15 protein-coding genes are annotated in these 26,899 nt (G+C 51.0%); 4 read left to right on the forward strand and 11 right to left on the reverse strand.

Features of this window, described 5'->3' with window-relative positions; translation table 11 throughout:
- Window positions 1-5: 5 nt before the first annotated feature.
- The 10 genes from JNUCC32_RS10350 to JNUCC32_RS10395 all read right to left on the reverse strand — a co-directional run bounded on the left by JNUCC32_RS10350 (window position 6) and on the right by JNUCC32_RS10395 (window position 19,606).
- Window positions 6-1,679: a ribonuclease J gene (locus JNUCC32_RS10350; protein ID WP_192571931.1), complete on the reverse strand. Its 1,674-nt coding sequence runs from the start codon at window positions 1,677-1,679 to the stop codon at window positions 6-8.
- Window positions 1,680-1,975: 296 nt separating this feature from the next.
- The gene (locus JNUCC32_RS10355; RefSeq protein ID WP_192571932.1) at window positions 1,976-3,577 is read right to left on the reverse strand and encodes a CehA/McbA family metallohydrolase domain-containing protein; all 1,602 of its coding nucleotides are present in this window, start codon (window positions 3,575-3,577) and stop codon (window positions 1,976-1,978) included.
- Between the two features lie 271 nt (window positions 3,578-3,848).
- Complete coding sequence (locus JNUCC32_RS10360) at window positions 3,849-7,163, reverse strand: glycosyl hydrolase (protein ID WP_192571933.1); 3,315 nt, start codon at window positions 7,161-7,163, stop codon at window positions 3,849-3,851.
- A complete protein-coding gene (locus JNUCC32_RS10365; protein WP_192571934.1) occupies window positions 7,163-9,187 on the reverse strand; it encodes a glutaminase family protein in 2,025 nt (674 codons plus the stop codon). Before JNUCC32_RS10365 ends, JNUCC32_RS10360 begins: the two co-directional genes overlap by 1 nt.
- Window positions 9,188-9,348: 161 nt before the next feature.
- On the reverse strand, window positions 9,349-11,007 hold the full coding sequence (locus tag JNUCC32_RS10370) for an extracellular solute-binding protein (protein WP_192571935.1): 1,659 nt from the start codon (window positions 11,005-11,007) through the stop codon (window positions 9,349-9,351).
- Window positions 11,008-11,079: 72 nt separating this feature from the next.
- Window positions 11,080-11,976, reverse strand: a complete 897-nt coding sequence (locus JNUCC32_RS10375) for a carbohydrate ABC transporter permease (RefSeq protein WP_015735219.1) — start codon at window positions 11,974-11,976, stop codon at window positions 11,080-11,082.
- A 12-nt stretch (window positions 11,977-11,988) separates the two neighbouring features.
- Window positions 11,989-12,915: an ABC transporter permease gene (locus tag JNUCC32_RS10380; RefSeq protein WP_015735218.1), complete on the reverse strand. Its 927-nt coding sequence runs from the start codon at window positions 12,913-12,915 to the stop codon at window positions 11,989-11,991.
- 49 nt (window positions 12,916-12,964) lie between these two features.
- The gene (locus tag JNUCC32_RS10385) at window positions 12,965-16,039 is read right to left on the reverse strand and encodes an alpha-mannosidase (protein ID WP_192571936.1); all 3,075 of its coding nucleotides are present in this window, start codon (window positions 16,037-16,039) and stop codon (window positions 12,965-12,967) included.
- Window positions 16,040-16,063: 24 nt separating this feature from the next.
- Complete coding sequence (locus JNUCC32_RS10390) at window positions 16,064-18,295, reverse strand: hypothetical protein (RefSeq protein WP_192571937.1); 2,232 nt, start codon at window positions 18,293-18,295, stop codon at window positions 16,064-16,066.
- A 168-nt stretch (window positions 18,296-18,463) separates the two neighbouring features.
- Window positions 18,464-19,606 (reverse strand): GntR family transcriptional regulator, encoded by a 1,143-nt coding sequence (locus JNUCC32_RS10395; RefSeq protein ID WP_192571938.1) that lies wholly within the window; start codon window positions 19,604-19,606, stop codon window positions 18,464-18,466.
- 316 nt (window positions 19,607-19,922) lie between these two features.
- Between JNUCC32_RS10395 and JNUCC32_RS10400 the strand changes: the two genes are divergently transcribed.
- The 4 genes from JNUCC32_RS10400 to JNUCC32_RS10415 all read left to right on the forward strand — a co-directional run bounded on the left by JNUCC32_RS10400 (window position 19,923) and on the right by JNUCC32_RS10415 (window position 26,399).
- Window positions 19,923-21,980: a GxGYxYP domain-containing protein gene (locus JNUCC32_RS10400; protein ID WP_192571939.1), complete on the forward strand. Its 2,058-nt coding sequence runs from the start codon at window positions 19,923-19,925 to the stop codon at window positions 21,978-21,980.
- Window positions 21,981-22,579: 599 nt separating this feature from the next.
- Window positions 22,580-23,665, forward strand: coding sequence for a GerAB/ArcD/ProY family transporter (locus JNUCC32_RS10405; RefSeq protein WP_192571940.1), 1,086 nt, complete (start codon window positions 22,580-22,582; stop codon window positions 23,663-23,665).
- A gap of 3 nt (window positions 23,666-23,668) precedes the next feature.
- A complete protein-coding gene (locus JNUCC32_RS10410; RefSeq protein WP_192571941.1) occupies window positions 23,669-25,198 on the forward strand; it encodes a spore germination protein in 1,530 nt (509 codons plus the stop codon).
- Window positions 25,199-25,253: 55 nt separating this feature from the next.
- The gene (locus JNUCC32_RS10415; RefSeq protein WP_267132980.1) at window positions 25,254-26,399 is read left to right on the forward strand and encodes a Ger(x)C family spore germination protein; all 1,146 of its coding nucleotides are present in this window, start codon (window positions 25,254-25,256) and stop codon (window positions 26,397-26,399) included.
- A gap of 149 nt (window positions 26,400-26,548) precedes the next feature.
- On the opposite strand, the gene JNUCC32_RS10420 is transcribed toward JNUCC32_RS10415, so the two are convergent.
- Window positions 26,549-26,719, reverse strand: coding sequence for a hypothetical protein (locus tag JNUCC32_RS10420; protein WP_192571943.1), 171 nt, complete (start codon window positions 26,717-26,719; stop codon window positions 26,549-26,551).
- Window positions 26,720-26,899 lie beyond the last annotated feature (180 nt).

Here is a 26,899-nt window from a genome sequence, read left to right on the forward strand (position 1 = left end):
AGTACTTAAACTTCGATAATGATGGGCAGAATCATCGGCCTTCTCTTGGTCTCACTGTATATGAATTTGCCGACATGGTCCTTCAAGGTTTGCTTGATCAGATTCCATTGGGTGGATCCGGTTTCAGTCAAATCCTTCATTGAAGACGAGACGATATCGTGGATCTGACCCATGAATTCCTCCGAATCTTTTACGAAGATAAACCCCCTGGATATAAGCTCGGGCTTGGCCACCATCTGCTTTTCCGTTTTGCTGAGCGTGGTGACGATAATGAGCATCCCGTCGGAGGACAGCTGCCTGCGGTCCCGCAAGACGATATTGCCTACGTTGCCGATCATCAATCCGTCCACCAGGCTGTTGCCTGAAGGGATTTTGGGACCTAACGATGCCATGCCCTGCTGGATTTGTATTGTGTCGCCATTCTGAACGATAAACACGTTCTCATTCGGGATTCCCACGGACTCGGCCAGCTGACGATGCTGATAGAGCATTCGGAATTCACCGTGAACGGGGATCAAATAGTCCGGTTTCATCAAAGTGAGCATCAATTTCAATTCTTCTTGGCTGCCATGTCCGGATACATGCATCCCTGAAGTCCCACCCGATCCATAGATGACCTGGGCTCCCAGCACATATAAATTATCGATGACATGAGCCAGATTCCGCTCATTACCCGGTATCGCCCCTGCAGCAATAATGACGGTATCGCCTGGCAGAATCTCGATATGGGGATGCTTGGAGTTGGCTAGCCGTGATAAGGCTGCCATAGGCTCTCCTTGACTTCCCGTGCATAACACGGCGATTTGGTCCGGCGGATAACGCTCGCTGTCTCCAGCATCGATCAGCAAATCATCGGGCATGTTGAGATACCCGTGCTCCTTGGCCACCGCAACGACATTAACCATGCTCCGGCCGAGCAGAATCAATTTCCGTTCCGTCTCTACCGCGGCATCGATGATCTGCTGGACACGGTTGACGTTCGAAGCGAATGTGGAGATGAATACCTGCTGTTTGGCCTGGGCGAAAGCCTCCAGGATATGACCGCCAACCAAGCGTTCCGAAGGGGTAAACCCGGGTCTTTCGGCGTTTGTGCTTTCCGATAGCAGCACCTTCACGCCCTGCTTGCCGATTTCTGCCATTCGGTGTAGGTCAGGATAAGGTCCCTTCACGGGAGACATGTCGAATTTAAAATCTCCCGTGTGGACGACATTGCCTTCCGGAGTTTGAAAAACGATGCCCACGCAATCCGGAATGCTGTGACTGGTCGAAAAAAAAGAGGCATTGATGGAACCCGCTTTAATAGTGGAATTCGCGTCGATCGTGTGAAGCTCGGAATTACGCAGAATACGATGTTCTTTCAGCTTGATTTTAATCAGCTCAATCGTAAGCTTCGTCCCATACACAGGGATCGGCAGCTGCTTCAGTAAATAGGGAATTCCACCAATATGGTCTTCATGTCCATGAGTGACGACAAGGGCTCTGACCTTATCCGCGTTGTCCAGCAAATAGGTGAAGTCGGGAACAATCAAGTCGATGCCGGGCAGGTTTTCGTCAGGGAATTTCGAGCCGCAATCAATCACCACAATATCTTGATCGTACTGTATGAAGTACATGTTTTTTCCAATTTCATTCACACCGCCAAGCGCGGCGACCAGCAATTTTTGTTCAGCTATATTCATGGCTAGGTTGCCTCCTTGTCTCTACTCGCCTAGATCCATATCTTTCAAGGCATGATGTTCCTTCTATATTATTGAAGTTCTCGCAAAACTTATGCACCGCGAGTAACAATGGTTTCGCCAGTCGTGATGCAGGGTAACGACAGAAAACCCGCCGATCTCAAACGGTATGCCATTTGTCTTTAGCGATTTCAGTTGCAGCCAGATAGGAATTCAGACCTCAGGCTTCTTTAAAAGTTGAAAAATGAAAAAGACTGCCGGATAATCGGCAGTCTTCTGAATATAGCGCAAGTCGCGTCTTACGAATGCTTCCCCTGTTGTTTAGGAGCTTTAACCGGCTTATCGTTAACGCTGACAAAGATCGGATTAGAATAAAACCACAGGTCGCTGTAATTCCGTTTATTAATTTCCGCAAAGCGCTGCTCGTTGTCTTCGATGTCCGTTTTCGGATCCATGAGCGGATCGCCATGGCGGGTTTCTCCGTCAACATTCACGCCAAGGTTCGTCCCTCTTAGCCGGAAATATTGGTCCTTCGTTGCTTTCGTCCGATAAGTAATCACGTTGTATCCATCCCGATCGGTTGTCCAATCCTTGCTCGTAAACCGTTTCACCACTTTAGTCGAATCGTTGGTGCTCTTGCTGTATGCCGCCGTACCTGGTTGTGCTTTACCGGTGACATCACCCGAGATCAAATCGACATGATCCACGGCTACGGAGTCGCCGTTGTTATTTTGTTTCGGACTTTTGAATCGGATCGTAATTTCGATAGGGTTCCCTTGTTTCAGTTGAAGTTTACTCCCCATCTCGGCCTGCTTATTTCCATGGCGAACGCGGAAATCCAAGGCGTTGATTAAATCGCCGTGCACGGAGAACGATTGGCCTGAACGCATGCCGTTCAGCACGCTTTGCATATCCTTTCCGTTCACCCATGTGTAATTTTTGGCGTATTGTCCCGGCCAATAACCGCTGGAGTATAAACGGTTGTCACTAATCTCAAAATGAGAATCCGAGTTCGCAAAGTTCCAGAATTCGCGTCCTTCGCCGAGCAGCGCATCCCATACGCCGCCAACTTTGGCAATCATGTAATCAGCGCCGCCGTAGGTTCTGTTTTCCGGCGTAGTTAAATTAAGTCCGCCACGATCCGGTTCCATCTGATTCCCGGGCATTCCCTCCATCCCGAATACGACATTCGGCGCGATGTTGTTGAAATCCCGTATGTCAGCGATCGTATATACGGTTTTTCTGGAAGGATGATTGAGCAATGCATAACTGCTGTTGGCGTAGTTTTTTTGGAGCCAGGCCAGTGCCGTTCGGGCATCTTCGGACGTCGTGTAGGCCCGGCTGTCTGTTTTTTTCCAATCGGCGACTTCTTTGGGATCAAACATCGCTTCATCTCGATCCGTAAATAGATACTCGAACTGACGGGCTGCCCTAAGGCTCGCCTCTGAACCGAATGAGCCTGCTATAATGCCGACTCCCACATGTTCGTATGTAGGCATGTCCCATTCAAAACCCGAATAGATAATGTTATTCTTGTATTTCCCTGCTGCCTGGAGCTGCTGGATCTTAGGGATCTGATACAGCGCCATTCCTTGGGAGAACGGAACAGGTCCGCCGGCAAGAGGATTCCCCTCATCATCCCGTTTAGAAACTCTAAGGTGGTCCGAAACGGCGATCCAATCCAAACCGTACTTTTCGAACCCGTTGTCCAGCAATTCCTGCAAGGATTGACTGGCATCATCGGACTGATACGTATGCGCGTGATACTCCCCAGTCATCCATTTGCCGTTGCTTTCCGGCTTAAACTTAGACCCATCCGCGTTCGCATGAACAACCATGCCTTGCGAAAGGATGGACAAGCTGAGCGCCAAAACCATGATGGTTTTCTTCTTTAGCTGCATTTCATGGCACCTCCGAGTTGATATCAATCGTAAAAACTACTTAAGTGTAAGCCTTCTTGATTAAGAGAATGTTATGACAAATCGATACATTTGTAAGAATAGTCACCGTTATCTTATGTTCAATAAAATAAATAAGCTCTCGGCTGTGTAACTCGAAATAAGTAAGGTCATCATCCATTAGATTACATATATTATATTATGTAAACTATTATTAAACAGAATGACTACAACCTGCATTCGGTGTAGTCATTTCGATGAGCTTCTTCTAAGATTACATTTCTTTAGATAAAGTTCGACGTACCAACTTTACCTGTCCATTCACCCCCGAAGGCAAAGCATTCTTGCCATACAAGTTCTCCAGCGTATTGGCTGCACGGATGGCAAGTTGATGGATCCCCTGTTCCACATACGCCGTTATGTTCCAATGATACGGCGGCCACAGCCGGATGCCAGCGTTTGTATCATTCACATATAGGCAAGCTGTCTCCCTAATATCTTCGGCTTCCAGCCATAACTCCTCGTCCGGCGCTAAGTTGACCTCAGTCAGGTCTACCTCCTGGAAGTAATCGCCCGCTCCCGCATAATAAGGATAGCCGGCAGAAGCCCAAGAACCAAACATATGTTCCGAACACGCATTTAACCTCACCCCATCTTCTATTTCAAACGGCCCAATCAAATAGGCTGGGAATGAAATCGCCGGCATCGGCTCCAGTAAGGAAACCGTCAATATCTCGAGCTCGTTCTCGCCCGCCACCAAATGAACCGTGATATCTAGGCAAGCATAGTTTGAATCCTGCCAATCGGATGTCTTCATCGCATTCTGCCTGACGCCATTCACGAAGATTTCAACATTGCGCCTGCGCTGCAGGAAGCCGATATGGGCCGGTATTTTCTGCTCCACATCGTCCAAAATCAACTCAAGCCTCGCTAATGGATGGACATCTGGTGGATGCGAATGATCTCCGCCATTCGGTGAATGCAATTGTTCGATCAATGCCTGCGTCACGGTAAACGTTGTACGGTACGTGTTCACTTGCCCAGGCATCGTGGCGTTCATCCTGGAGTTTCGGTCATTCAGCGTGACCTGCCACTGGTCCAGTAATAAAACGTTGGGTTCAAGAGACTGAAAACGCCACTTATCTTCGAGAACGATAATATCCTCGGTTTTTTGCATCTTGCCGAACGTTTGTTCTATTTCGTTAATTGAGCACTCCTCAGGACCAACCGATAGAACTCGCAGTTCTCCAGGTGCATAGGTAAGAATGGAATCGCCTACTAACCGGCGAATGCTCCCGCTTTCCAAGTCCCACTCTTCCATAAGGTTCCCGGTTTCTCCTGCATCAAGCTTCATGGAAACGTCATGCTCCGCCCAGTTCATAAACCATACAAATACACGGTCACCGAACACACGTTCTACATGGATCAAATCCTCATATTGTCCTTCAAGAAGCTTCCATCGTAAGGCAGAAGCTTTCTTTAATAACCCGCTTACCGTTTCACATAAGGGCTCGAGCAGATCTGGAGCCTGCTCCTTTATACGGCCTCCGGACATCTCTGGATCGGCAAGTATCCGCTTTTCTCCGGAATCGAGATGATCCTCGATCAATGTGTCTTCGTGGTCCTTGTCCTCCAACGAATAAAATAAAGCATACCCTTTGCCAACGGGGCGTAAAGCCCCATGCTGAGGATTCGGGCTAAAAAGCTCATGCATTTGCTTTGCCAGCTCCGGGTCCTGGCGCACGGACTCGCTATGCCGCGGAATTGCCCCTACGGCAACCAGCGTTCCGCCTTGCTTTACATAGGCAACCAGAAGAACGGCAATGTCCCTTGACATGACTTCCACCTCGGGCATAACCAAAACCGAATATACGTTCCCGTCATCACTGAATCGTACCCCTTCTCCATCAACAAGGGCAGCATTACGAAGCTGACATTCATCAACATAGTCATAATCAATGGAATGGCGCAGCATGCGATCCGACATAAGCGAGAACAAGCTATCAGATGAAGGAAACCGGTTAGATTGTCCGGATGCGAACATATTTTCGTACACCGATTGAATAGGCGATAATAGAAGAACCTCCGGGGTTCGTTTTCCGCTTGCGCCGAGCAGACTCAATCGACCGAGATAGTCGGCAAAAGCACGATAATGCGGCCAATGCGGCGCATGTTTGAATTCCGTGGGAGGAAAATCGGTTTTCCGATACCCTGCAAACGAATAATAGAACGCATGCGGAATAAACAGATTAACGCCCAGGAAAGCCATAAAATTGGCATCGAGCCGCCTTTGACGCATGGAATAGCCGTGACCGCTGGCACCAAAGGCCTCGCAGATCACGCGTTCTTTATTATCCAGCCCGGCTACGGAAGCCGCCGTCTTCACGGACACGATCCGGTGCGGATTCTCCTTCGTGCCGATGCCGGGCGTCAAATAATCCACGCCTGCATAGTGGAACTGCTGCAGGACGCGCGTCTGGTTGCCTTGCGACCTGGCTTGCCCCCAGACCGGCTCCTCCAGCGTATGACCGATGTACAGCAGTCCATGCCCTTCGCACCATGAAGAAATCGCTTGATGATACCCCTCCACATACCAGCGCGTAATCGTATCATAATATTGCTGTTTCGTTGCCCGGCTGCCGTCTGCCATGTTATATAGCAAAGCTCCTAATCGCGGGATGAGATCATACCCGTTCTCTTGCCGGTACCGCTCACCCATTCCTTCAGACCAAGCAAAGACCATGCCAGGCAGGGTAGCGCCTACATCGTGAACAGCCGTCCGGATCGCTTCCACCCCGAAGAAACCGTCGTGGATCATGAGCCCCGGCTCGTCGGTAAAGACGCCTTGTATCGTCGTTCCGAAATATTTCTGCAAAGACAGAAACGGTTCATAGGACATCCGGATGAACGCCTGGACCGCCTCCGGATTCAACGTATCCAAGTAGTACCCATTGGCAAACGTGATGCCTTCCGCAATTTCGCAGGACCAGCAGGCCAGCACGACATAAGAGTCTTCCGCATTCGGAGGCGTCCAATCCCGTCCCCATTCATGCGTGAGGTCCTCGGATTCTTCATGGAGCAGCCATTCCCCGTCCGACTCGACGGCACGATAGGCCAGAATGGCAATCAGCTCATTATTCTCATAGCGTGCAAAATCCAGCTTCAAGCTTTCTTGCCCGGAACCGCCGTAACAACGCCTTTCCTCCACTCTTAAGTAACGCATGCGATATTCCGGATGCTGTCGCGTCAGCTTGCCGCCCACCGTCCCGCTTGGCCAATTATCCTCATCGTACAGCCAGACGACCATATTGCGTTTTTGGCATTCCACGGTGCAGAATTCCAAAGCTTCCATAAAAGCCTGCGAGAGGTATGAGGCTTTCATTCCATGACGCGCATGCAGAACAACGCCTCCGACGCCCGCTTCAAACATCGATTGAATCTGGCTTTCCAGCTCCGCTTCCTTGAGCTCGTGATTCAGAAACCAGAATGGCTGCGGGCGGTAGGTTGCGTCCGGATTCTGGAATTGCTGCTTCAACCGCATGAGATCCATTTCGATTTCTTCCTTAACATGAAGGCTGTTCACACACATCACCTGTCTTTGTTCGAATTTGAACTGGCTCCTGACATGAGTAATCGAATGAAGAATCCCCCGACGACGGAGCGATTCTGGAAGTTCATTTGCTTGCCGCTGATGGTGTCATACCAATCGGTCACCGGAACTCGAGCGGAGGTTTCATTCATGAAATCCCATAGGGGCGCGATCATGGACTCAAACCCGGCCTGCGTGGTACTCATGGCTGCACACCATACCAGCCAATCGGATTTCGTATACGTATCGCGGCTGTCCAGGGGAAGGCCGTAACGGTTCTGTAGATGCTGGTAATACTCCAGCTCCCGTGCAGACACTTCTGTTGGAAACAGGTTGAACTCCAGCAGCCGATCCCACACCAAATTGTATTTCATGCTCCAGGAATCGCCGGCGCTGTCGAACGTAAGCTTGTAATGGTCGCCGGCATCGGCCATGGACATCCATTCATTCGCCATGTTCCGTGCAGCTTCGTGATAAGCTCCGCCTTCCGGGAGGCCGAGCCGATCGCACATGTAGGAGTATGCGGCAATGCCCAAGATCGCCTTGATGGACAGATTAGCATTATGCGCCAAATGTCCAGCGAAGTCATCCGTGCACAGCTGATTATCCGGATCGAGTCCATTCTTCAGCAAATACCCAGCCCATGCGGTAAGGGGCTCCCAGTGCTCCCTGGCAAACTCGGCATTTCCTTCATACTTGCATACCGCAGCCGCCATCAGGAGCATATTACCGCATTCCTCAATCGGCATCTGGTATTCTAGCTTGTTCTCGCCATACACTTGACCGTTGGCTTTCGGGTACGTGCCCACGTCATGGGGCGCAAAATCGAACGTCCATTCATCGCTCATCGCATACTTAAAAATCGGACGCATCATGCCCTTGATCAGTTCAGGGTTATATCTCAGGAACAATGGAATCGACGGGTAGCTGACATCGACCGTGGCAATGCACCCGTTGCTGAAATTCTCCTTGGAGAAAAACAACACGCGGCCCGCTTCGTCGGCAACCAGTTTATGCGCGGCAATCGCCTGCCGATAGGTCAGCGCCAAAATATCCCGGTACCGATTGCCGCCTGCGGCTTGGCTTTCGGTCATGAGCTCGCGGTTAAATCCTTCGCATCGCCGCATGATCGTTTCATACTGTTCGGCTGCCGCTAACAGCATGTCATGGAAGGTCCATCCGTTTCGCTTCCAATAAGCATCCAGCGGCTTGCGGAAATATTCGATCGCATGGATATCGTCATACGCCAGCATCAGATATTCGGATACCCATTCATCCCCGACGGTCCCGCATTCGATTTCGGCTGCCATGACGGGAACGTGATCGGAGACGGAGCGCGGCTTCTGCGCATCATCTTGGGCAGGTAATTGACCTGTCCTAACATACTGCTCCCGGGTCGTTACCGAATGAATCACCGTCTGTATCCGCGATGAACGCGGCACCGCCAGGACCATATACCCCCAATCGATTCGGGTGTCATCACCGGCAAGCTGCAGGATCGGCTGTTCGACAGTCCCCATCGACATCGCATTCAATCGTCCGTCGATCACGCGGTGCTCCCAGGTCACCTGCTGATCCGGGGTATGGACGCACCATTCGCCCGTTACATCGATGTAAATTTTAACGTCATGCGCTTGCCCATCCAATGAACGCACGTGAAAGGTCAGATAGGTGACGGGCCGGGATAACAGATCGAGATCGTCCAGCAAAAGCGGGGTGGTAAACTGAACTTGAAGTTCAATGCTTTCCCCTTGAAACGTATAACGGGTCGTTACGGGCTCAACCGTCAGATCGGTTTGCTCAAGGGCTTCAGGCTCAAGTTGTTCTGACGGCTCCTGCGTGATAACTTTTCCCATGAATCGTCGCGGTACGCCATCAATGATGGCTACCCCCGTCATGCCCTGAATCTTGTTCGTCCAATGCCGGGTATGGTCGTCATACAGACGGTCCGCTGCGGACCATACGCTGAAATAAGAATCTACGGTTACCAGCGGCACGGATGGGGGTCTGAAATTCGTTGTCATCTAACGTCAACTCCTTCATGTCTTCTTTATTCTTCAAGCTGCGTGGATCTCCTTGCGATTTGGAAATATTGATTCAATAAACAGCAAAGGCTTCGCCCCCTTGGATGACAAGGTCATGCGAAGCCTTCCTAATTAACGGGCTCCCCTGATCATGGATATGATTAGTTCGGCATTTGAACGGTCACAACGTCTTTCCCCTTCAGATTTTCATTCGTGAACTGCATCGCCTTATCGTAACCGGTCTTTCGGAGCTGTTCCCGCAGTTCGTTGATAATGCTCATGGCGGCTTCATCCGATTTGGCAAAAACCGCTTCCTTCCACGCATCGCCCATCCGATCCATCGAAGGCTTCAACATTTCCCATTCCGGCGCTTTGGTGATGACATCGCCGGGGTTGTACGCCGTAATGACCTGAATGCCGTTCGGACGGAGGATTTTGCGAGCGTTCTCCATCGCGTCCAGCCTTTCTTGTTCCGCCCAGATGTCTCCTCCCGCAGCGGAATTGATGCGATCAAGCCCTGTCAGCGATTCCAGGCCGATGCTGATGCCTTCGTTCTTGCGCAGCTTCATGTTGGTGTCCGTGCTGAATTTGTCAAACCATTCCTGATTCGCGACAGGCTTGCCGTCCTTCATGTCCCAGTGAACGCCCTGCACCCCGTACCTTGCTAGCATAAAGCCTTCATCGGAAGCCATAAAGTCGAGGAATTTGAGCGCGGCATCCACGCAAGCGCCTTTACAGTTCTTGGTGATCGCCGTCACATTGTTGCCTTGAATTCCGAGATCGACAGGCCTGTCCGGTTCGACGTCAGCGCGCTCCAGCGGGCCGAGCGGAATGTAGTCGCTGCCCGGATGCGAAGAGACATATTCCTTGGAAGCATCCAGGATAGCCGGATAGTGGGCCGCCAGGATGGCGATGCGGCCTTGATTGATTTTTTCCTTGGCAATCGGGTCCGTCTGGGTGAAGGCTTCAGGATCCATCAGCCCTTCTTCAACCAGCTTTCGATAGAACAGCGTGTATTCTTCGTAGCCCTTGGTGAAGAAGTTATGCTCGAGCGTGCCGTCGCCTTTGTCTACGTAACTCGCTCCGGAATAAAACATGGTGTTGCCGATGCCGACGGCCCAGCCGTTGCTGAAGCCGCCCAGCGGAAAGACGGGCTGGCCGTTCTCCTGCAGATTGGCATCCTTGATTTTTTTGAGGAAGTTATAGAAATCGTCCTTCGTCACGACGGATTGCGGATCAACGCCAACCTTCTCGGCGATGTCTTTGCGCACATAGAAGCCGTAGAGCCAGTCCATGCCATCTTCGTTGGTCGCCGGCTGATTTTGCAGCAGCAGATACTTTTTGCCGTCGTAAGCGTTAATCGCTTTTTCATACAATGCCGGCGGGACATTTTCTTCCGCGATGGATTTGGACAAGTTCGGATAATCCATCAATTTCTCGGAGATATCGACCAATTGTCCTTCTTTGGCCGCCTTGATGATTCCGTCCAGTTCACCGCCCCAGGCAGGTCCGGTATAGATATCGGGCAGATCCTGGGTCGCGAAGATCTGATTGACCTTTTCCGTCTCGCTGCCCTTGGTATATTCCCACTCCAGGGTAACGCCCGTCTTCTCCTTGATGACTTCTTCGACCGGCGTCATCGCATCGGAACCGTTTGAGCCATTCCAATTGTGTAATATTTTGAGTTTGTATGAATTCTCTCCTTCTGCGCCTTCTCCGTTATCTCCGTTCCCTGATGAATTCGTGCAGCTGATCAGCAAACCTCCAACCATGATGGACACGAGCAATGCGGATACGCCTTTCGACCAAATCCTCTTCAAACCAATCGCCTCCTGGAATATGGATATCAATGATCTTGGTAAAGCTTTGGACAAATTCCGGGTCAGGATGACCTAACCTTTAACCGAACCGATCATAACCCCCTTTACGAAATATCGCTGCAGGAATGGATAAATGCACAGGATCGGGAAGACCGTGATGACAAGCAAGGCCATGCGAAGCGATTCGGGCGTCGCGCCTGCCCCGCTGGTTCCGCCCACCGTCTGACCACCCTGCTGCGCCGCGCGCTGCATCGAATTGGATAATGCTTCTGCTTCGGTCAGCATTTCTTGCAATAAGGTCTGCACCGGGATCAAATCTTTGTTGGATACGTAGTAAGCGCCCGAGAACCAATCATTCCAATGGGCCACCCCGATGAAGAGGGAGATGGTTGCCAGCACCGGTCCCGAGAGCGGCAGTATGATCCGAACGAAGATTTGAAAATCGCCGTAACCGTCAATGCGGGCGGATTCCTCCAGCTCCTCCGGTATGCCTTGCAGGAAGGTGCGAATGATGACGATGTGCATGAAATTGAACAGCATCGGCAGCACGTACACCCAAAAGGTATTGATCAGATGCAGCTTCTGCAGCGTAATGAAGAACGGGATGAACCCGGCGCTGAAAATCGTCGGCAGAAAGATGTAGAAGGTAAAAAAGGAACGGCCGGGCAGCGTCTTCTTGGAAAGCGCATAGGCCATGAGCGTACACAGCACCACATGCAGGAATGTTCCGAGCACGGTGCGCATGAGCGTAATTTGGTATGCCTTCCATATACGGGCGTTATCGAACACCTGGGCATAGTTCTCCAGCGTGAATTTACGGGGAAGGAAATAGATGGCCCCCATCATCGAATCTTTGCCGTCATTCAAGGAATACGCCAAAATGTATATGAACGGGTAGATCATGGAGAAGCCGATCAATGCGAGAAACGTGTAGTTAAACACCGAGAAGAAAGACCATTTGCGTTTCATTACGTCACCTCCTTAAAACAGGGATACATCGCTGACTTTGCGGGCGATCCGATTGACCGTCAGAACCAGGATGAGCCCGATGATGCTTTGGAATAGCCCGACGGCCGCGGCGTAGCTGAGTCGTCCTTCCCGGATACCGGAGTTGATGGCGTGCACGTCCAGAACGCTGCCCATGCTGGCAGTCGCCGGTCCGTTCAGGAGCAGGAGCTGTTCATACCCCGCGCTCATCAAATTGCCCACCGCGAGAATAAACAATATGATGGCCACATTGCGGATACCTGGAAGCGTCACGTGCCACATCTGCTTGAAGCGCCCCGCGCCATCCATTTTGGCAGCTTCGTAAAGCTGCTGGTCGATGCCCGCAATGGCGGCCATAAAGATAATGGAATTCCAGCCGATGTTCTTCCAGATATCGGAACCTACAATCATCTGATAGAACCAGGTTGGATTGTTCAGAAACTGGATCGACTCGGCCCCGAACGAGCCCAAGAGGTCATTGACCGGACCGCCGTATGGGGTCAGCAGCCGCTGCATCAAGGTGACGACCACGATCCAGGATACGAAATAAGGCAAGTAAGACAGGGTCTGAATCGTCTTCTTGAATTTCATCTTCCGGACTTCATTCAGCAGGAGCGCAAGAATGATCGGCATCGGAAATCCGATCAGCAGCTTCATGAGGCTGATGATGACCGTGTTGCGGATGATGTCCCCGGACTGATAATAATTGAAGAATTGTTCGAAGTACTTGAATCCGGCCCAGGGGCTGCCTGTAAATCCGCCTATGAAGGTGTAGTCCCTGAAGGCAACTTGAATTCCGTACAAGGGCACATAGGAAAACAGAAAAAACCAGACGATGCCGGGCAGCATGAACAAGTAAAAGAGCTTGTGCTGCCAAATTCGCTTGAATACTCGGTTGCTTGTCCATCGTGACTTGTTCACATTCCCACCTCTCCTTTCTCACATGGGGCGGCGATGCCGCCCCGTTCCTCTATAGTTCTGGTACATTCAACCGCAGCGTGATGATTTCAAACGGCGTGAAGGATAGCGCGATTTCAGACGGCTCGTTCAGCTTCAGCTGCGTAAGGCGGTTCTCCATCAGATCGGCAATCCAGGCCTCGGCGGCTTGAAATCCAAGCCGAAGCGACGTGCCCGCATGCGTTCCCGAAGTTTCATACAGACGAACGATGATATCGTCCCCGTCCTCGGCTTTTTTGACGGACTCCACCATGATGTGCGGATGATCGGGCCTGAAAAACGCTTGGGATAAAGGCAGCTTTCTTGTCTCCTGATCCGATACGTCAGGCAAGGACACCGTGCGAAGCGGGACGTTTAGTTCATGGCCTCTTCGGTAGATTTCGGCTTGCACATGATTCCCTTGGTGCGGATACAACGAATACGTGAATCGATGCTCCGCGCGGTCCGCCTCCGGATCGGGATAGGAGCTGCTGCGGAGCAGATGGAGATCCAGCACGTTATCGATGGCGCGATGGCCATACTTGCAATCATTGAGCAGCGCGACGCCATAATCCGGCTCCGATAAGTCCACCCATTGATGTGCGCAGATCTCATCCTTCGCAAAATCCCACAGCGTATTGCGGTGAGTCGGTCTGCTCAGGCTGCCGAACTGGATTTCGCAGTGGACCTGATCCGTGCGAATATTAACGGGGAACGACGTTCTTAACATCTTGCCGTTCTCCCTCCAATCGACGTCCGTCTCGAAATCGATGCGCCGGCTGCCCGCCGTCAGCACGACGGTCTGGGTCAGCGAGGACTCCCCGTAACCGTACTCGAAGACAAGCCCGATCCTCGGCCCCTCCCGAAGCTCCCGCATGCTCAGCAGGTGTAACCGTGTACCCGGATTCGCCGCATAGTCATGGCGGAAATCCCATGCGTCCCCGTCGTCACGATAAACGCGAAGATCGTTGCCTAATCGTCCCTGCTGGATGACTTCGCGGTTTTCCGCTTTATCCAGAACCGACAGGATAGCCCCGTTTTGATCGAACGTCACGATGACCTTGTCGTTCTCCAGGCTTCGTCCTTCAGCTGCAGCGTCTGCGCCCGCCCCTGGCGTTTTAGTCAAGATTTCAGAGGAGGATGCGGCTTCTCCATCCGCTTCCAGGCCGGCGTCATTCGATAAAACCGCATATCCCATCGATGGAACCTGCACGCGATGCCAGCGTCCGTTCATGCGCAGCCACTCTCGTCGCTCCCAAGGCAGCGAATTGAAGATGACGGTTTGCGCGGAAGCCGTGTAACTGCGTGCTATATGGTCAGCTAAATAGCTGTAGGTGTCGGCAATCATGGTTTCCGTCTGCCCAAGCAGCTCTTCATACCGCGCCAGCGACTCATCGTACACCCGCTTGATCGAAGATCCCGGAAGAATATCGTGGAACTGATACAGCAGGACTTCCTTCCAGATCGTCTCCAGCGTCTCAGCTGGATAATCCCGCCCTAGCCGGGCTGCCAGCACGGAAGCAAACTCCAGCTCGCGCAGCGCTTTCTCCATCTTCCGGTTGTAACGCTTGCTCCGGGCCTGACTGGTCAAGGTTCCTTGATGCTTCTCAAGGTAGAGCTCCCCGCGCCACGTCTGGAACGACTCGCGCTCTTCATTCAACCGTTCGAAGAACTTCCACGAAGGCTCTTGCCGGACGGGAGACAAACCGAGCAGGTTTTCCTCGCGAGCCAGCCGTTCCAAATGCTCTTCGCCCGGACCGCCGCCGCCGTCTCCAATGCCGAAGAGCATCAAAGCATGGCCGGATACGTTCTTATCTAAATACTCCCGCTCCGCTTTGGCGATGGAACGAGGGGCTGCCGGACTGTTGTACGTATCTTCAGGAGGCATATGGGTCAGTACAGCGGAGCCGTCGATGCCTTCCCAGAGGAAGGAATGGTGAGGGTGCCGGTTGTACTCGCTCCATGAGAGCTTCTGGGTCATCATATAATCCACGCCGGACTTTTTGAGCAGCTGCGGCAGGCTGGCGGAGTAACCGAACACGTCCGGCATCCAGAGCGATTTCATCTCCAACCCGAATTCCTGTTGAAAATATCGCTTCCCGTACAGGATCTGACGAACCAGTGATTCCCCGCCCGGCACATTGGTATCCGATTCTACCCACATGGCTCCCTGCGGTTCCCATCTTCCTTCGCGCACCCGTTCCTTGATCTGTTCATACAGTGCCGGATAATGCTGCTTCATCCAGTCATATAGCTGGGGCTGGCTTGCCCCGAACACGTAGTCCGGGTAGCGTTCCATCATGCGAAGGACGGTCGAGAACGTTCTGGCGCCTTTCCGGATCGTTTCGCGGATCGGCCACAGCCAGGCCAAATCGATATGCGCGTGACCCACGGCGCTGATCGTTAAGACCGGATCGCCGCCTTTCAGGCTCAATGGTTCAGCCAGCTTCTTCTTCGCCTCCGCGACGCGCTCCGGCGAGAAATCCGTGAGCCGTAACGAAACGTCATACAGCGCCTGATAGATTCTCTCTTTGCGGGCGGTTCCCGCCGGGAGCTGCTCGGCAGCTTCCAAGAGTACCTCGACATCGTAATATAGGCTCCGGATATCTTCCCGGCAGCTGGCGATGACGGCTTCTTTCAAAGTTCCTCCCCGGTATTTGCCAAAGAGATCGTTATTGCCCGCATCGGCCCAAACTTCAATATCCGATCCGGTCAGGAACATGTCATGAAGCCGGACGACACGTTTGCCGGGGAGCCCTAAGGAAAAATCGAATTCCGAATTCACGGTGGTCAATCCCTGTACCGGCGATCCGTTCGGATCCGCCAAACACAACTCGCCGTTAATGTCCAGCAGGAGGACGAGGTCCTTCTTCCGGCTATGCTCCGGAACGCTCCCGGCAAAACGGAACCAGGCGCAGTCCCACAGGTCCCCCCATCGCTGTCCATGGACAAGCGTCATTTTCGTTCCCGTCTTTCGATCCGAGTACGATACGGGTTCAGGCGTAACCCATGCCGTCACTTCCAACTCGGCAACCGGCTCATAGATGGCTTCCCGGAGTTTGTTTAACATTTGTTTCAACGGTTCAAGCCTTATCGGTTCGTATGGCATGATGATCTGCTCCTCTCTATTGCATCAGTCGGCTGCAGGTTCCGTCACGGATTGGGGTATCCAATCCACTTGAATCACGGCCTGGTTCGCCGCACCGTGTTCGTACTGCAGCAGGACGGTTAACGACTCCCGATCCCATACCCAGTCGGCAGGCATCGCTTGATTCCCGGTGACGTACTGGACGGACGCCGGCTCGGTCGGACAATACAGCCTTGCGCTGGCCTGCATATTGGCCGGTCCCTTGGCTGTGAATCGGAACCCGGCGTCCGATTGGTCGAGCTCCTCGATTTTGGAGGAAGCTGCGATGATGGACACTTTGCCTCCGGAAGGACGACCGGCTTCAACATCATAGAGAAGCGCCTGTTTCCCCGGGCTTAACGTAAACTGATCATGAACGGAGAGTTTCGAATCGAACAAGTCCACGACAGGACCCGAGATCGTCAAGTCTTTATCGGTGACGGACTCCTCCAGAACCGAAGCAATGATATAAGGACCGCGCTGCAGCTTGAAATAATGCTTGGCATGCCAGGGCGGTACCGTGCCGAGTAGCGCTTCTATCGCAGCCTGGACGGAGCGGCGCAGCCGGTCAGCCCCTTCCTTCGACAAGGTCAGGTCGGCCGGATGCTGATCCAGCCAGCATACAATGCCTTTTCCTGCCTGATGGATTCCTTCCGCTTTCCCCTTCAGGCCAAGCTGCTCAAACAAATGCTCCCGCGGGGAGTTGTACTTCGAGCCGAACGCTCCGCTCTCGAGCTCCGCGTTCCACCAGGCGCGTATGCCGTGGTACGGATCGCTGTCATCGCCGACATAGATCAGTGCGCCGCCATCCCGCACCCACTGCGCGAGGGCATTATGAATGTCAGGATACTCCGGCTTGATGAATTCATAGCTCAGCACAAGGACGCGATATGGAGCCAAATAACCCGGATAACGCCTTACATTATCAAGCTGAAGCGTGCGTACCGGGATGCCATGCTTCAGCAGCGGCAGCGTCAGACCGTAAAACGGAGAGAAATCGAGAAGCTCCGTGTCGCCCGCCTCCTGAAAACCTTCGGGATCCGTGCCGTCATATTTCCCGGCATCGGGCGCTCCAGGCTCAGGCTTCATTCGCTGAAACATCGCGGAGTCTGCAATTAGAACGCCGACTTGCAAGTCGTCTTCCGCCGATTCGATCACTTTCTGGTCCATGTTGCCCAGCGTATGCATGACCTGGAGCAGCGTCGTTGCATAGTCGGACGGGATGGACTCTTTGCCTGAACCGTCTTCGGAAGGATATGTCCCTTTAAAGATTCGCCGCGGCCATGGCGATACTTCATAATGGGAGACCCCGGGATGCAGCAGTGATGCGACCACGGTTTTTAGATAGTTCTGCTTGTAATCCGCCCACGTGTGGTTCGGATTATCTTCAATCGGGTCATGGAGGAACCACATGCGTCTGTCCGTTCCCCGAACCAGCTCCTGCATCACGCCGTATTCGAGGTAAGCGGTTTCAAATGTCCGCTCCTTCCGCAGCCCCTCATATACATTCGGCGTCCGGGAGGTACCCGTCCAGATCTGTGCAATGTACCCGTCTATGGACGGGAGCTCCACGAGCGCCGATTGCGGACTTACGATTCGCCATTGGGTGTAGTTGATCAAACTATGCGTCGGAACGTAAAAGCGAAGGATTCGATCATAACGTTTTAACGCGTAATCCTTCATCTCTGCGCATAACCGGTCGAGCACGCGGGTATATAAATACGCTTTCAATTTGGAAGCCCGGTATTGTGCGTCTGGCGAAGCATGCGGCGGAATCCATGGCTCCTTGTAATACAGCAGCCATTCCCGTTTGAACGCTTCCGAATAACCTCCGTTCACCCAAAATTCAGGCTCTTCCAGATGAATGGCTTCCACGCCCGCATCCACCGCGATGCGTATTCGGTCCGCGATGAAGCGGCCAAAGGAAATCGTAGGCACCATGTAAGGAATGACCGGTTGTTTGCCATGCAGGATCATCTCCCCATGGCGATCCTTCTGGGCTTCATCCCAATGGGGTACGCCGTCTATCTCCCCGTCCAGGTAGCTGTTGTATTGCCCCCAAGCGACTCCGGTCATCAGATGGACGATGTATCCTTTCTCTTTCCATTTCCGAATCCGCTCAGGCATGGTTTCGTCAATCCCATAAACCATCACGAAGTCTGTCTGAAGATCATAGTCGGGGTGATACGGTGCAGACTCTTGAAACCCGGTTCGTTCTTCCCTGCGATCTCTCGGCACGTTTTATACCTCCCTGCTCAGGTTAAATGTACTGTCGCTTCATAACCTCCATCATTTTCTAGAATATAATATATAATATTAATATATTCAATATGTTTTTTATTCGAATTAAAAAAGCCTTCTCCGTTGGATGACGGAAAAGGCTTATTTTTGGCGTGAATATTAAGTTCATGGAACCTGGCCTGATGTTTGGCGAACCACAAGCTCGGGCTCAATCAGTATTTTGCTGTAACTCTTGGCTTCTCCTGTGCCGCGCAGCACTTCCAGAAGTTTGCCGGCGGCTTGATATCCCATATCCCGCTCAAACTGCTTGACATGGGTAAAAATGCTGAATTCCTCCACGATGGAAGTCGGATCGTCGAAGCTGACGATCGATACGTCCTCTGGCACCCTAAGCCCCGCTTGCTTTGCCATCTGATAGATCTGCACGCCCAGTCTCCCGTTAAGCGAAATATAGGCGGTTACCATGCGATTTCGGATGTAACGGTATAACGGGTGGGCTTCCGCATCCTTGAGCACGTTCAGCGGTTTGAAATCCGTAATCATATGCGCCGGATTGATGAGCGCGCCTTTGTCCTTCAATGCATCGATGTACCCTTCGATCCGCTCCTGAACCGTCACGGTCTGAAGGGGAGAATCCGAGCAGATGGCGATATCACGATGCCCAAGCTCCCATAGATGCTCAACGGCGAGCCTGGTGCCCCGCCTTCCATCGGCCGCAATATAATGCGTCTCGACGCCAGGCAAATACCGGTCGATCAACACAAAAGGAAAACCGGACAGCTTCATGCCCAGTATCTCCTCGTTGTAGTTCTCCTCGTCGATCGGGAAAATAAGCAGGCCTTCGGCTCCGAGAGCCTTCAGATCCTTGATGGCGTCTTTTTCCTTGTCAAGTTTGCCGTCCGTCAGCATGATCATGCTGCGGTAACCTTCGTCACTAAGAGCCTGCTCGATCCCCTCAATGAGTCTCATGGCAAAGTAATCATGAATGGTGGGCATAATCACGCCAATCATGCCCGTTGCCAGCGTCCTTTCTCTTCCCTTGTGCGACGAAGCCGACGGCTGCGCTCCGGGTAAGAAGTCCGTTTCTTCTGCAACAAAGCTTCCTTTGCCCGGCACGCGGGCAATCAATTTCTCGTTCGCTAATCCGGTCAGCGCATTGGCAACCGTTATCTTGCTGACATGAAACTGGTCCATCAGCTCCTTCTCTGTCGGTATGCGATCACCGGGCTTCATATTTTCTGATGCTATGACGTGTCGGATATAGTCCTGGATTTGCTGATACAACGGAATTCGATCATTTGTACTCATACTAATCACATCACCAATTCATTCATGATATTTGAAATATATAATATATCCTTACACATACAAGCGCAATAAACAAGCATGAGCTGACAACGGCCAATTACGACAATACCTTGATAGGATAGCGTTTAACATGCCTGATTTGCAAGAATCATAGGAAGTTTTGTCGAACCTCTTGTAAAGTTATATTTGAATATATTAAATATGTGTTGGTAAGCGATGTGCTACACGATGTTGGTGCCAAAAAGGAGGGGTGAATGTTAACGGATGAGCACGCGCTTCCAATTGACAACAGACCATAACAAGGAGTGAATTCGCCATGGCTCGTAGATTCACGATTCTCTGTTTAGCCATCCTTTGTGCTTTTTCATTAAGCGGCGGCGCAGTTTATGCTTCGGATACGGATGCACGGTCAGCCAAACCTGACGGTTCCAATAACCGCGAACTGCCAAGTTTCAAGAAACCGAAGCATTTGGATGTCGCAGATATTTATGATGCGCCAGGTGACATTAAATTGCTGTTAGGAACCTTGCAGGGGATCGTTAACCGGGAACAGCCCCGAATCTATTTGATTGAGTCCCAGGAAGAAGGGAAAATGACCTGGCTTGAAGATATAAACGTGCCTTATACGCTTCATGAAGACTATTGGGACGTATTCGCTGCTTATCGTGGCGAAGCCAAAGGCATGATTGTATATGATCCGGAAGTTCCCGACACGATTAATGTCGCCACCACCCTCGCAGGACTGAAGAAGGCTGTCGTTGCCAATCCGGAGCTGGCCGCCCAATTGTCCAAAGCCCCTTATAACTTGAAGACGCTGGATGATTTGCGCGGCAAATTCGATAACCGGCTCGAAGCTTACACCTGGCAGTACGAGAATCTGTGGAAGCAGACGAATCATCAGATGTTAGTCGGACTGGATCCGGATACGGCGATCCGAATTCCTTCCGGCCTCCCGGAATCGTTTGTAACGATTGCAGAGGAGAAGGAGCAGATTCGCGATGCAAGCAATCGTGATACTTACCAGCTTGATTTATCCTCTCTCTTGGGAAAATCAGAGGTATATCTTCGGTTTGACGATGCTTTCACCCAGGACGGTTGGGGCCCTGCCGTACACGAAGTAACGGTCAAGGCTGACGGCAACGTGATCGCGAGTTTCATCGCAGGTACACCGGAAGAAGAGGCCTATCTATATGATCGGCAAAATTCCAAGTTCGGTGAAGGACAAGGCGGTCACCGCTTCGCCGATAACGGCAGTTATTTTGTGTACGAGTTCACCCCTCCTGCCGGAACCAAGAACCTGGTCGCCGAAGTGGATATGTGGAACCAGTATAAGGTTTCCGCGGGAAATATCCGTCCGCTATCTGCTGAGCAGCAGGAACCCTATGGTTATTTAAGAGATTACGCCGTAGCCAACAAAGCGATGGTATTCTGGCTGGATTCCAATGTCCCTGAGCAAAAAGCGCTGTTCGAAAAAATCCTGTCCGGTGTGAAGCCGGGTACCCCGTACCTCGGCTGGTTCAGCAACGATGTGGAAGGCGAGTTCAGCTCGGTCGAGATCGCTTCCCGATATGGCGTTTATGTGCTGGCGGCCGACTGGTTCAGCAATCTGACCGTCTTCTCGGGAACCAAGCCAAACTTCAAGCTGGCGAAAACACCTCCGCAGCCAGCTCTGGAGAACAAGATTTATGTAACGTATACTTTTACGGAAGGCGACAACTTCCAATACAACCAGCATCGCATGCGCGTCATGTGGGATGACCCGGCTCGCGGCAAAGTCCCGATCAACTGGACCTCCAGTCCTCTGCTTTATGAAGGTGCTCCAGCGATATTGAATTATTATCTCAATTCGGCTACAGAGAACGATTTGCTGATTGCCGGGCCGTCCGGTGCCGGATATTTTTACCCAAGCCCATGGCCGGATGCAAGCTTTCAGCAGTTCTTGCGGTCTACCGAGAAATACCTGAAAAAGACGGGAATGACGATCCCTTATGTTCTGAATCGAGTCGATAGTCAGAATGTGCCGTTATCACCGTTTAAAGCAAAAGCATATGAGGAGGAATATAACGTACCCGGTTTATTTATTAGCTATGAAGACAGATACGGGGTTGAAATCGTAGGCGACAGCCTGCCCGTGTCAACGATCCGCGGGATCAGCACCGTGCAGGACGGATTGCAGGTCCTGAATGAGGCCAAGGCGAATTGGGACGGTAAGTCACCGCTCTTCGTTTCCCTCGGCATGCTTGCCTGGAGCATGACTCCGTCGGATGCGCTGGCTCTAACCGAGCAGCTTGGAGCAGACTTCAAAGTTGTACGCGCCGATCACTATTTCTCCTTGATCCGTGAAAGCTACGGATTGCCGGCAAGCAAGAAATGATGATGTCTGGTTAAACGACTGCATATTCCTTAAGGCAGCGGCAGGCCCAATCCAATCGGGTCTGCGCTGCCTGTTTTATTATTGTATTTCCCCATCTTAGTGGCCGGGTCTTTCATTGTATTTCACGGCATTAACTATATGTATTTAACATCATTAATAATATATAGTTAATGCCATGAATTAATTGATTAACATCATTAAATAATAATCTCTATTATCCTTCATCATAGTGCAATCTGAGCTGTGCCTCCCATATGATCATACTGACTTCGTTTACAATCCGTCTCTCCTCGCACCATTTCATCTCTTCACCTCTTAAAAAGGAAAAACAATTCCTTGCATGCTCGGAGCCTGGAAAAGAGGCTGAATTATTTCTTGGGTAATCGCAAAAACCACATCGTTTCGACAGCCGATCTGAGGACCGGCTCTCTTCCCTACTCTATTGCAGTCGACAATCACATGGCGATAAGATCCTCTCCCCCATACGATTAGCAGCCATATTACGGCCGTGCTTCCTCGCTCCATACATAAAATACGGCAAATGGTGAATACTCACTGTATCGAATTTGCATGTATTCCCTCATATGGAGATTAGTATTATGGCCGCAAACAAAAAGATATCCCTAATCGACGTTTACTTCATCATGCTGCTGTCCTTGGGCATCACCAATCACGTTGTCCTGATCCCGCTTCTTCTGCAAAAGGCGGGCCGGGACGCGTGGATGGGCACGCTGCTAACCATAATCCTGCATATTGGCTGGGTGTACATCTTGTTTTTCATTATGAAGCGGACCCGTCAACAATCCATCTTCGCATGGTTCAAAGACAGCTTCGGACCCGTGATAGGCTGGATCTTCGTTAGCTTAACAACGATCTATTTTTTCTGGATGACCATGGTGATCATAAGAGAAACGACGACCTGGATTCGGGTCACCTACCTGCCGTCAACGCCAAAAACCGTCATCTCCCTCACCATTATGCTGCTGTGCGTATATGTGGCAAACAACGGTATTCGCTCGATCGCTATCATATCCGGAATCCTGCTTCCTATTGTGTGGGTATTGGGCCATTTTGTAGCCGTGTCGAATCTTCAATATAAGGACTATTCATTGTTGACCCCTCTATTCGTGGAAGGTTACACGCCCATGCTCAAGAGCATGCTCGTGGCCGGCGGCGGATTCATGGAGATGATTGTGCTGATCTATCTTCAGCATCACATGAAACGAAGGATGAAATACCTCTCGATCGTCATATTGTCGATACTGCTGGGAGGACTCACCCTGGGACCGTTGATGGGAGCTATCGCCGCATTCGGGCCAGTTCCCGCGATGGAATCCCGCTATCCCGCATACGAGCAGTGGATGCTGGTCACCATTACGAAATATATAACCCATGTCGATTTTCTGGCTTTGTACCAATGGATATCGGGGACATTAATCCGTATTTCGCTGTTCCTGTTTATCATGGCGGACGGTATTCCTTTTAAAAAACCCAAACGACGCTTGTGGTACGTGTTAGGGGTGGGTGTAGCCACATCCATCATCTCGATGATCCCGGTAATCGATCGGCAAATCGAGTTATTCGTGCTGGGCAAATATTCGCCGTCCTACCTGGTCTTCCTTTCCGCGCTGACGCTGTTGATTGCCATTGCTGTCACATTTCGAGCCAATACCAAAGGGGGGTAGACGATGTCAAACTACAGAAATCGAAATAGCATGTTCCGCCGAAAAAAGAAACCATCTTCGGTCGCAGTGGACAGGCTACCTGCATCCGACGCATTGGATGAGGAAGCCCTGCGATCCATGTTTGCCAACTCCGCGGATGTGATCATCAAATCTTTCCCGGGAAAGCATGAAGATGCTATCCCCGTAGTGCTGCTGTATAGCGAAGGAATGGTTGATGCCATGGTGATGACCCAATATGTGCTGCCGGATCTGGAAGAAAAACTGGAACATTTCAGGGATTGGGAGCCTTTAGCCAGAGAATTGGATAAATCGATGGAATGGAGCAAATTGAAGGAGCCTGCCGATGTCGTTAAGCTTCTGTTTGCGGGACGAATGATCCTATTTTTTTCAAGAGAGAAATGCTTTTATTCCATCGATATTGCCTCACTTCCCAATAGACAACCAGAAGAGTCCAATACGGAGGTCTCCATCAAAGGGGCTCGAGATGCATTTACGGAAGATCTGTTCATGAATGTGGCACTCGTACGAAAAAGATTGCGAACGGCCACGCTCCACAATGAGCAAATGATGATTGGCGATCGCAGCCAGACCAGAGTAGCCCTTCTGTATATTTCCGATATCATACGCCCGGAAGTCATCAACGAGGCAAAGTCGCGCTTAAAAGGCATCCATGTCGATGCGCTAATAACCAGCGGTCAGCTGGAGGAGGCACTTTCCGATTCGTCACTTTCCCTATTTCCGCTCATGGACTACATTGGGAGGCCGGATTTTGTCGTGGAATGCTTGCTTAAAGGACGTTTTGTTATCCTTGTGGACGGGTCGCCGATGGCGTTGATTGCGCCTTGCAACTTGCTGGAGTTGTTAAAAACGCCGGAAGACTCCTATTTTCCTTATCATTTCGTCATCTTTGAGCGTCTTCTCAGGCTCCTTGGCCTCGTACTCGCCATTATGCTCCCGGGATTTTGGATTGCCTTGATATGCTACAACATGGATCAGCTTCCCTTTCTGCTACTTGCGACCGTCACGGTCTCCCGTTTCGGGATTCCGCTGTCGGCGCCAATGGAAATCTTATTGATGCTGGGCATGTTCGAATTATTCAGGGAGGCAGGCATTAGGCTGCCGAAAGCTGTCGGTCAAACCATCGCGGTCTTAGGCGGCCTCATTATCGGGGATGCTGCCATACGCGCTGGCTTAACGTCGCCCGCCATGCTGGTCGTATCTGCAACGACGGCAGTCGCGACGTTCACATTGGTAAACCAGACACTGAGCGGAACGGTCAGCATTATTCGGCTGTATGTGCTGATTTGGTCTTCCTTGCTTGGCATGCTGGGATTTTTTATTGGTGTATTCAGTCTCATTGCATACCTCTCCGTATTGGAATCCTTCGGACTTCCGTACCTTGCTCCTCTATCGCCGCTGACCTTCAAGGATTTAATGAATGCCCTCTTGAAAAAACCGTGGGCTTTCAACAAAAACCGACCGGAAATGCTGCAGAATATGGATAACACTTCTGAAGAAAGGGAACCAACGTGAGATGAGAAACTGTATCATTATCATAAAATTAATATGGTTAACGGTAATGCTCATTATGTTAACCGGCTGCTGGGACATCAAGGAGATACAAGACATGAATTACATCACCGCCATCGGCATCGATCAAGAGGACGGTGATTTTGTCGTATACACTCAAATGATGGATTTTACGGCGGTCGCCAAAACCGAAACGGGAAAAGCAGAAAAGCCACCACAAGTATGGACTTCCAAAACCAGGGGCAAGACGTTTGACATGGCGGTCAATGCCATCTATGATTCAGCGCAGGTACGCACAAGCTGGAGCCATATCTCATGTATTCTCATCAGTGATACCGTCTTGAAATCGAAAGTTCTAACCAAATTGGATACGATCGGCCGTTATCAGGAAATTCGTATGACGCCGTGGGTATATGGAACAAACGAGTCTATCGAGCAATTGTTTAATGTTCCTGCTTTCTTCAATCTCTCCCCGTTAAATACGATAGCTCATGAGCCTTCCGAAGAGTATAAACAGAGATCCTATATCGTACCGATTCGATATTTTGATTTCATGGCTCTGATCACCGAACCGGCCAGTACGGTACTGCTTCCAAATCTATCGATCGATAAAGGGACCTGGAGCCTGAATCAAAAAGAAAATCCGAAGCTGGTGATTAACGGAGTATACGCTATATCCGAAGTGGTATCGAAAGGTTTCTTTCCAAACGACAAGCTCACCGGTCTACGCTGGATGGAACCCGATACGAAACGCTCTCACGTCATGATTACAAATAAGAGCGGGAAATACGCTGCGAACGTCGTTTTGTCGAATCCTAAAGTTCGCAAGGAATTGAGCATTGTCAACGGAATGCCCCGATTCCACATCAACGTGAAGTTAGGAGGTAACGTGGTAGAAGCGCTCGACGACATGAACAAAACCGAAATGGAAAACCAGGCGGCCGCGGAAGTACGGGAGGAGATTATATCTACGTATAAGAATGGAATTGCCTCAAAGACAGATCTGTACAGCTTGGAGCACGTTTTGTTTAAGAAAGACACCCGACTTTGGAAAAAAATTCATCGGTCGTCTGTCCAACCGATGGATGCAGGTTCTTTGGAAACGGTACATGTCGAAGTCCATTTGGATCATGCCGGCATGAAGCTGCTCCCCCATCAAGATGGACCCGCTGCCCCAACGACCAAAAAAGAGGCAGGATCCTGACGATCTGCCGTTAAATGAACCCATAATTAAGGCAGCCGGTTCTTGGAGTCAAGAATGGCTGCCTTTGCTTTGAAGCAGGTAGAATTCCTTCGTCATATATGATAAAGCTGAAATAAATGTTGTTTGTTAAGTTGATCGTACGCGCTTGGCTACACGACAATTTCCACACCTTCATCCTCAAACAAGTCATCATAAGCAACGTAGAGGCCTATGGCTGAGGCGATTAATACCAAAATAGCTGCGATGAACGCCAATTGTTTAACCGTAGCTTTGTTTGATTTCCCTTGCTGTCTTCGTTTATGTTGCACTCCTCGGCCCATACTGCATACCTCCCGCTTTCATGCCGTTACAATAAAATATGATTCGGACATGAAAATGTTGTTAGGCAAAGCACGCTTATTATATCGTATGGATAAAAGGTGAACCGACAAACCCGGAGATTGATGGTGCCACGATATGATATACCGGAGGAATCTTTTATCATAATGCAGGAGCTTGCT

It is taken from the genome of Paenibacillus sp. JNUCC32, from assembly GCF_014863545.1.
Lineage (GTDB): Bacteria > Bacillota > Bacilli > Paenibacillales > Paenibacillaceae > Paenibacillus_AQ > Paenibacillus_AQ lautus_A.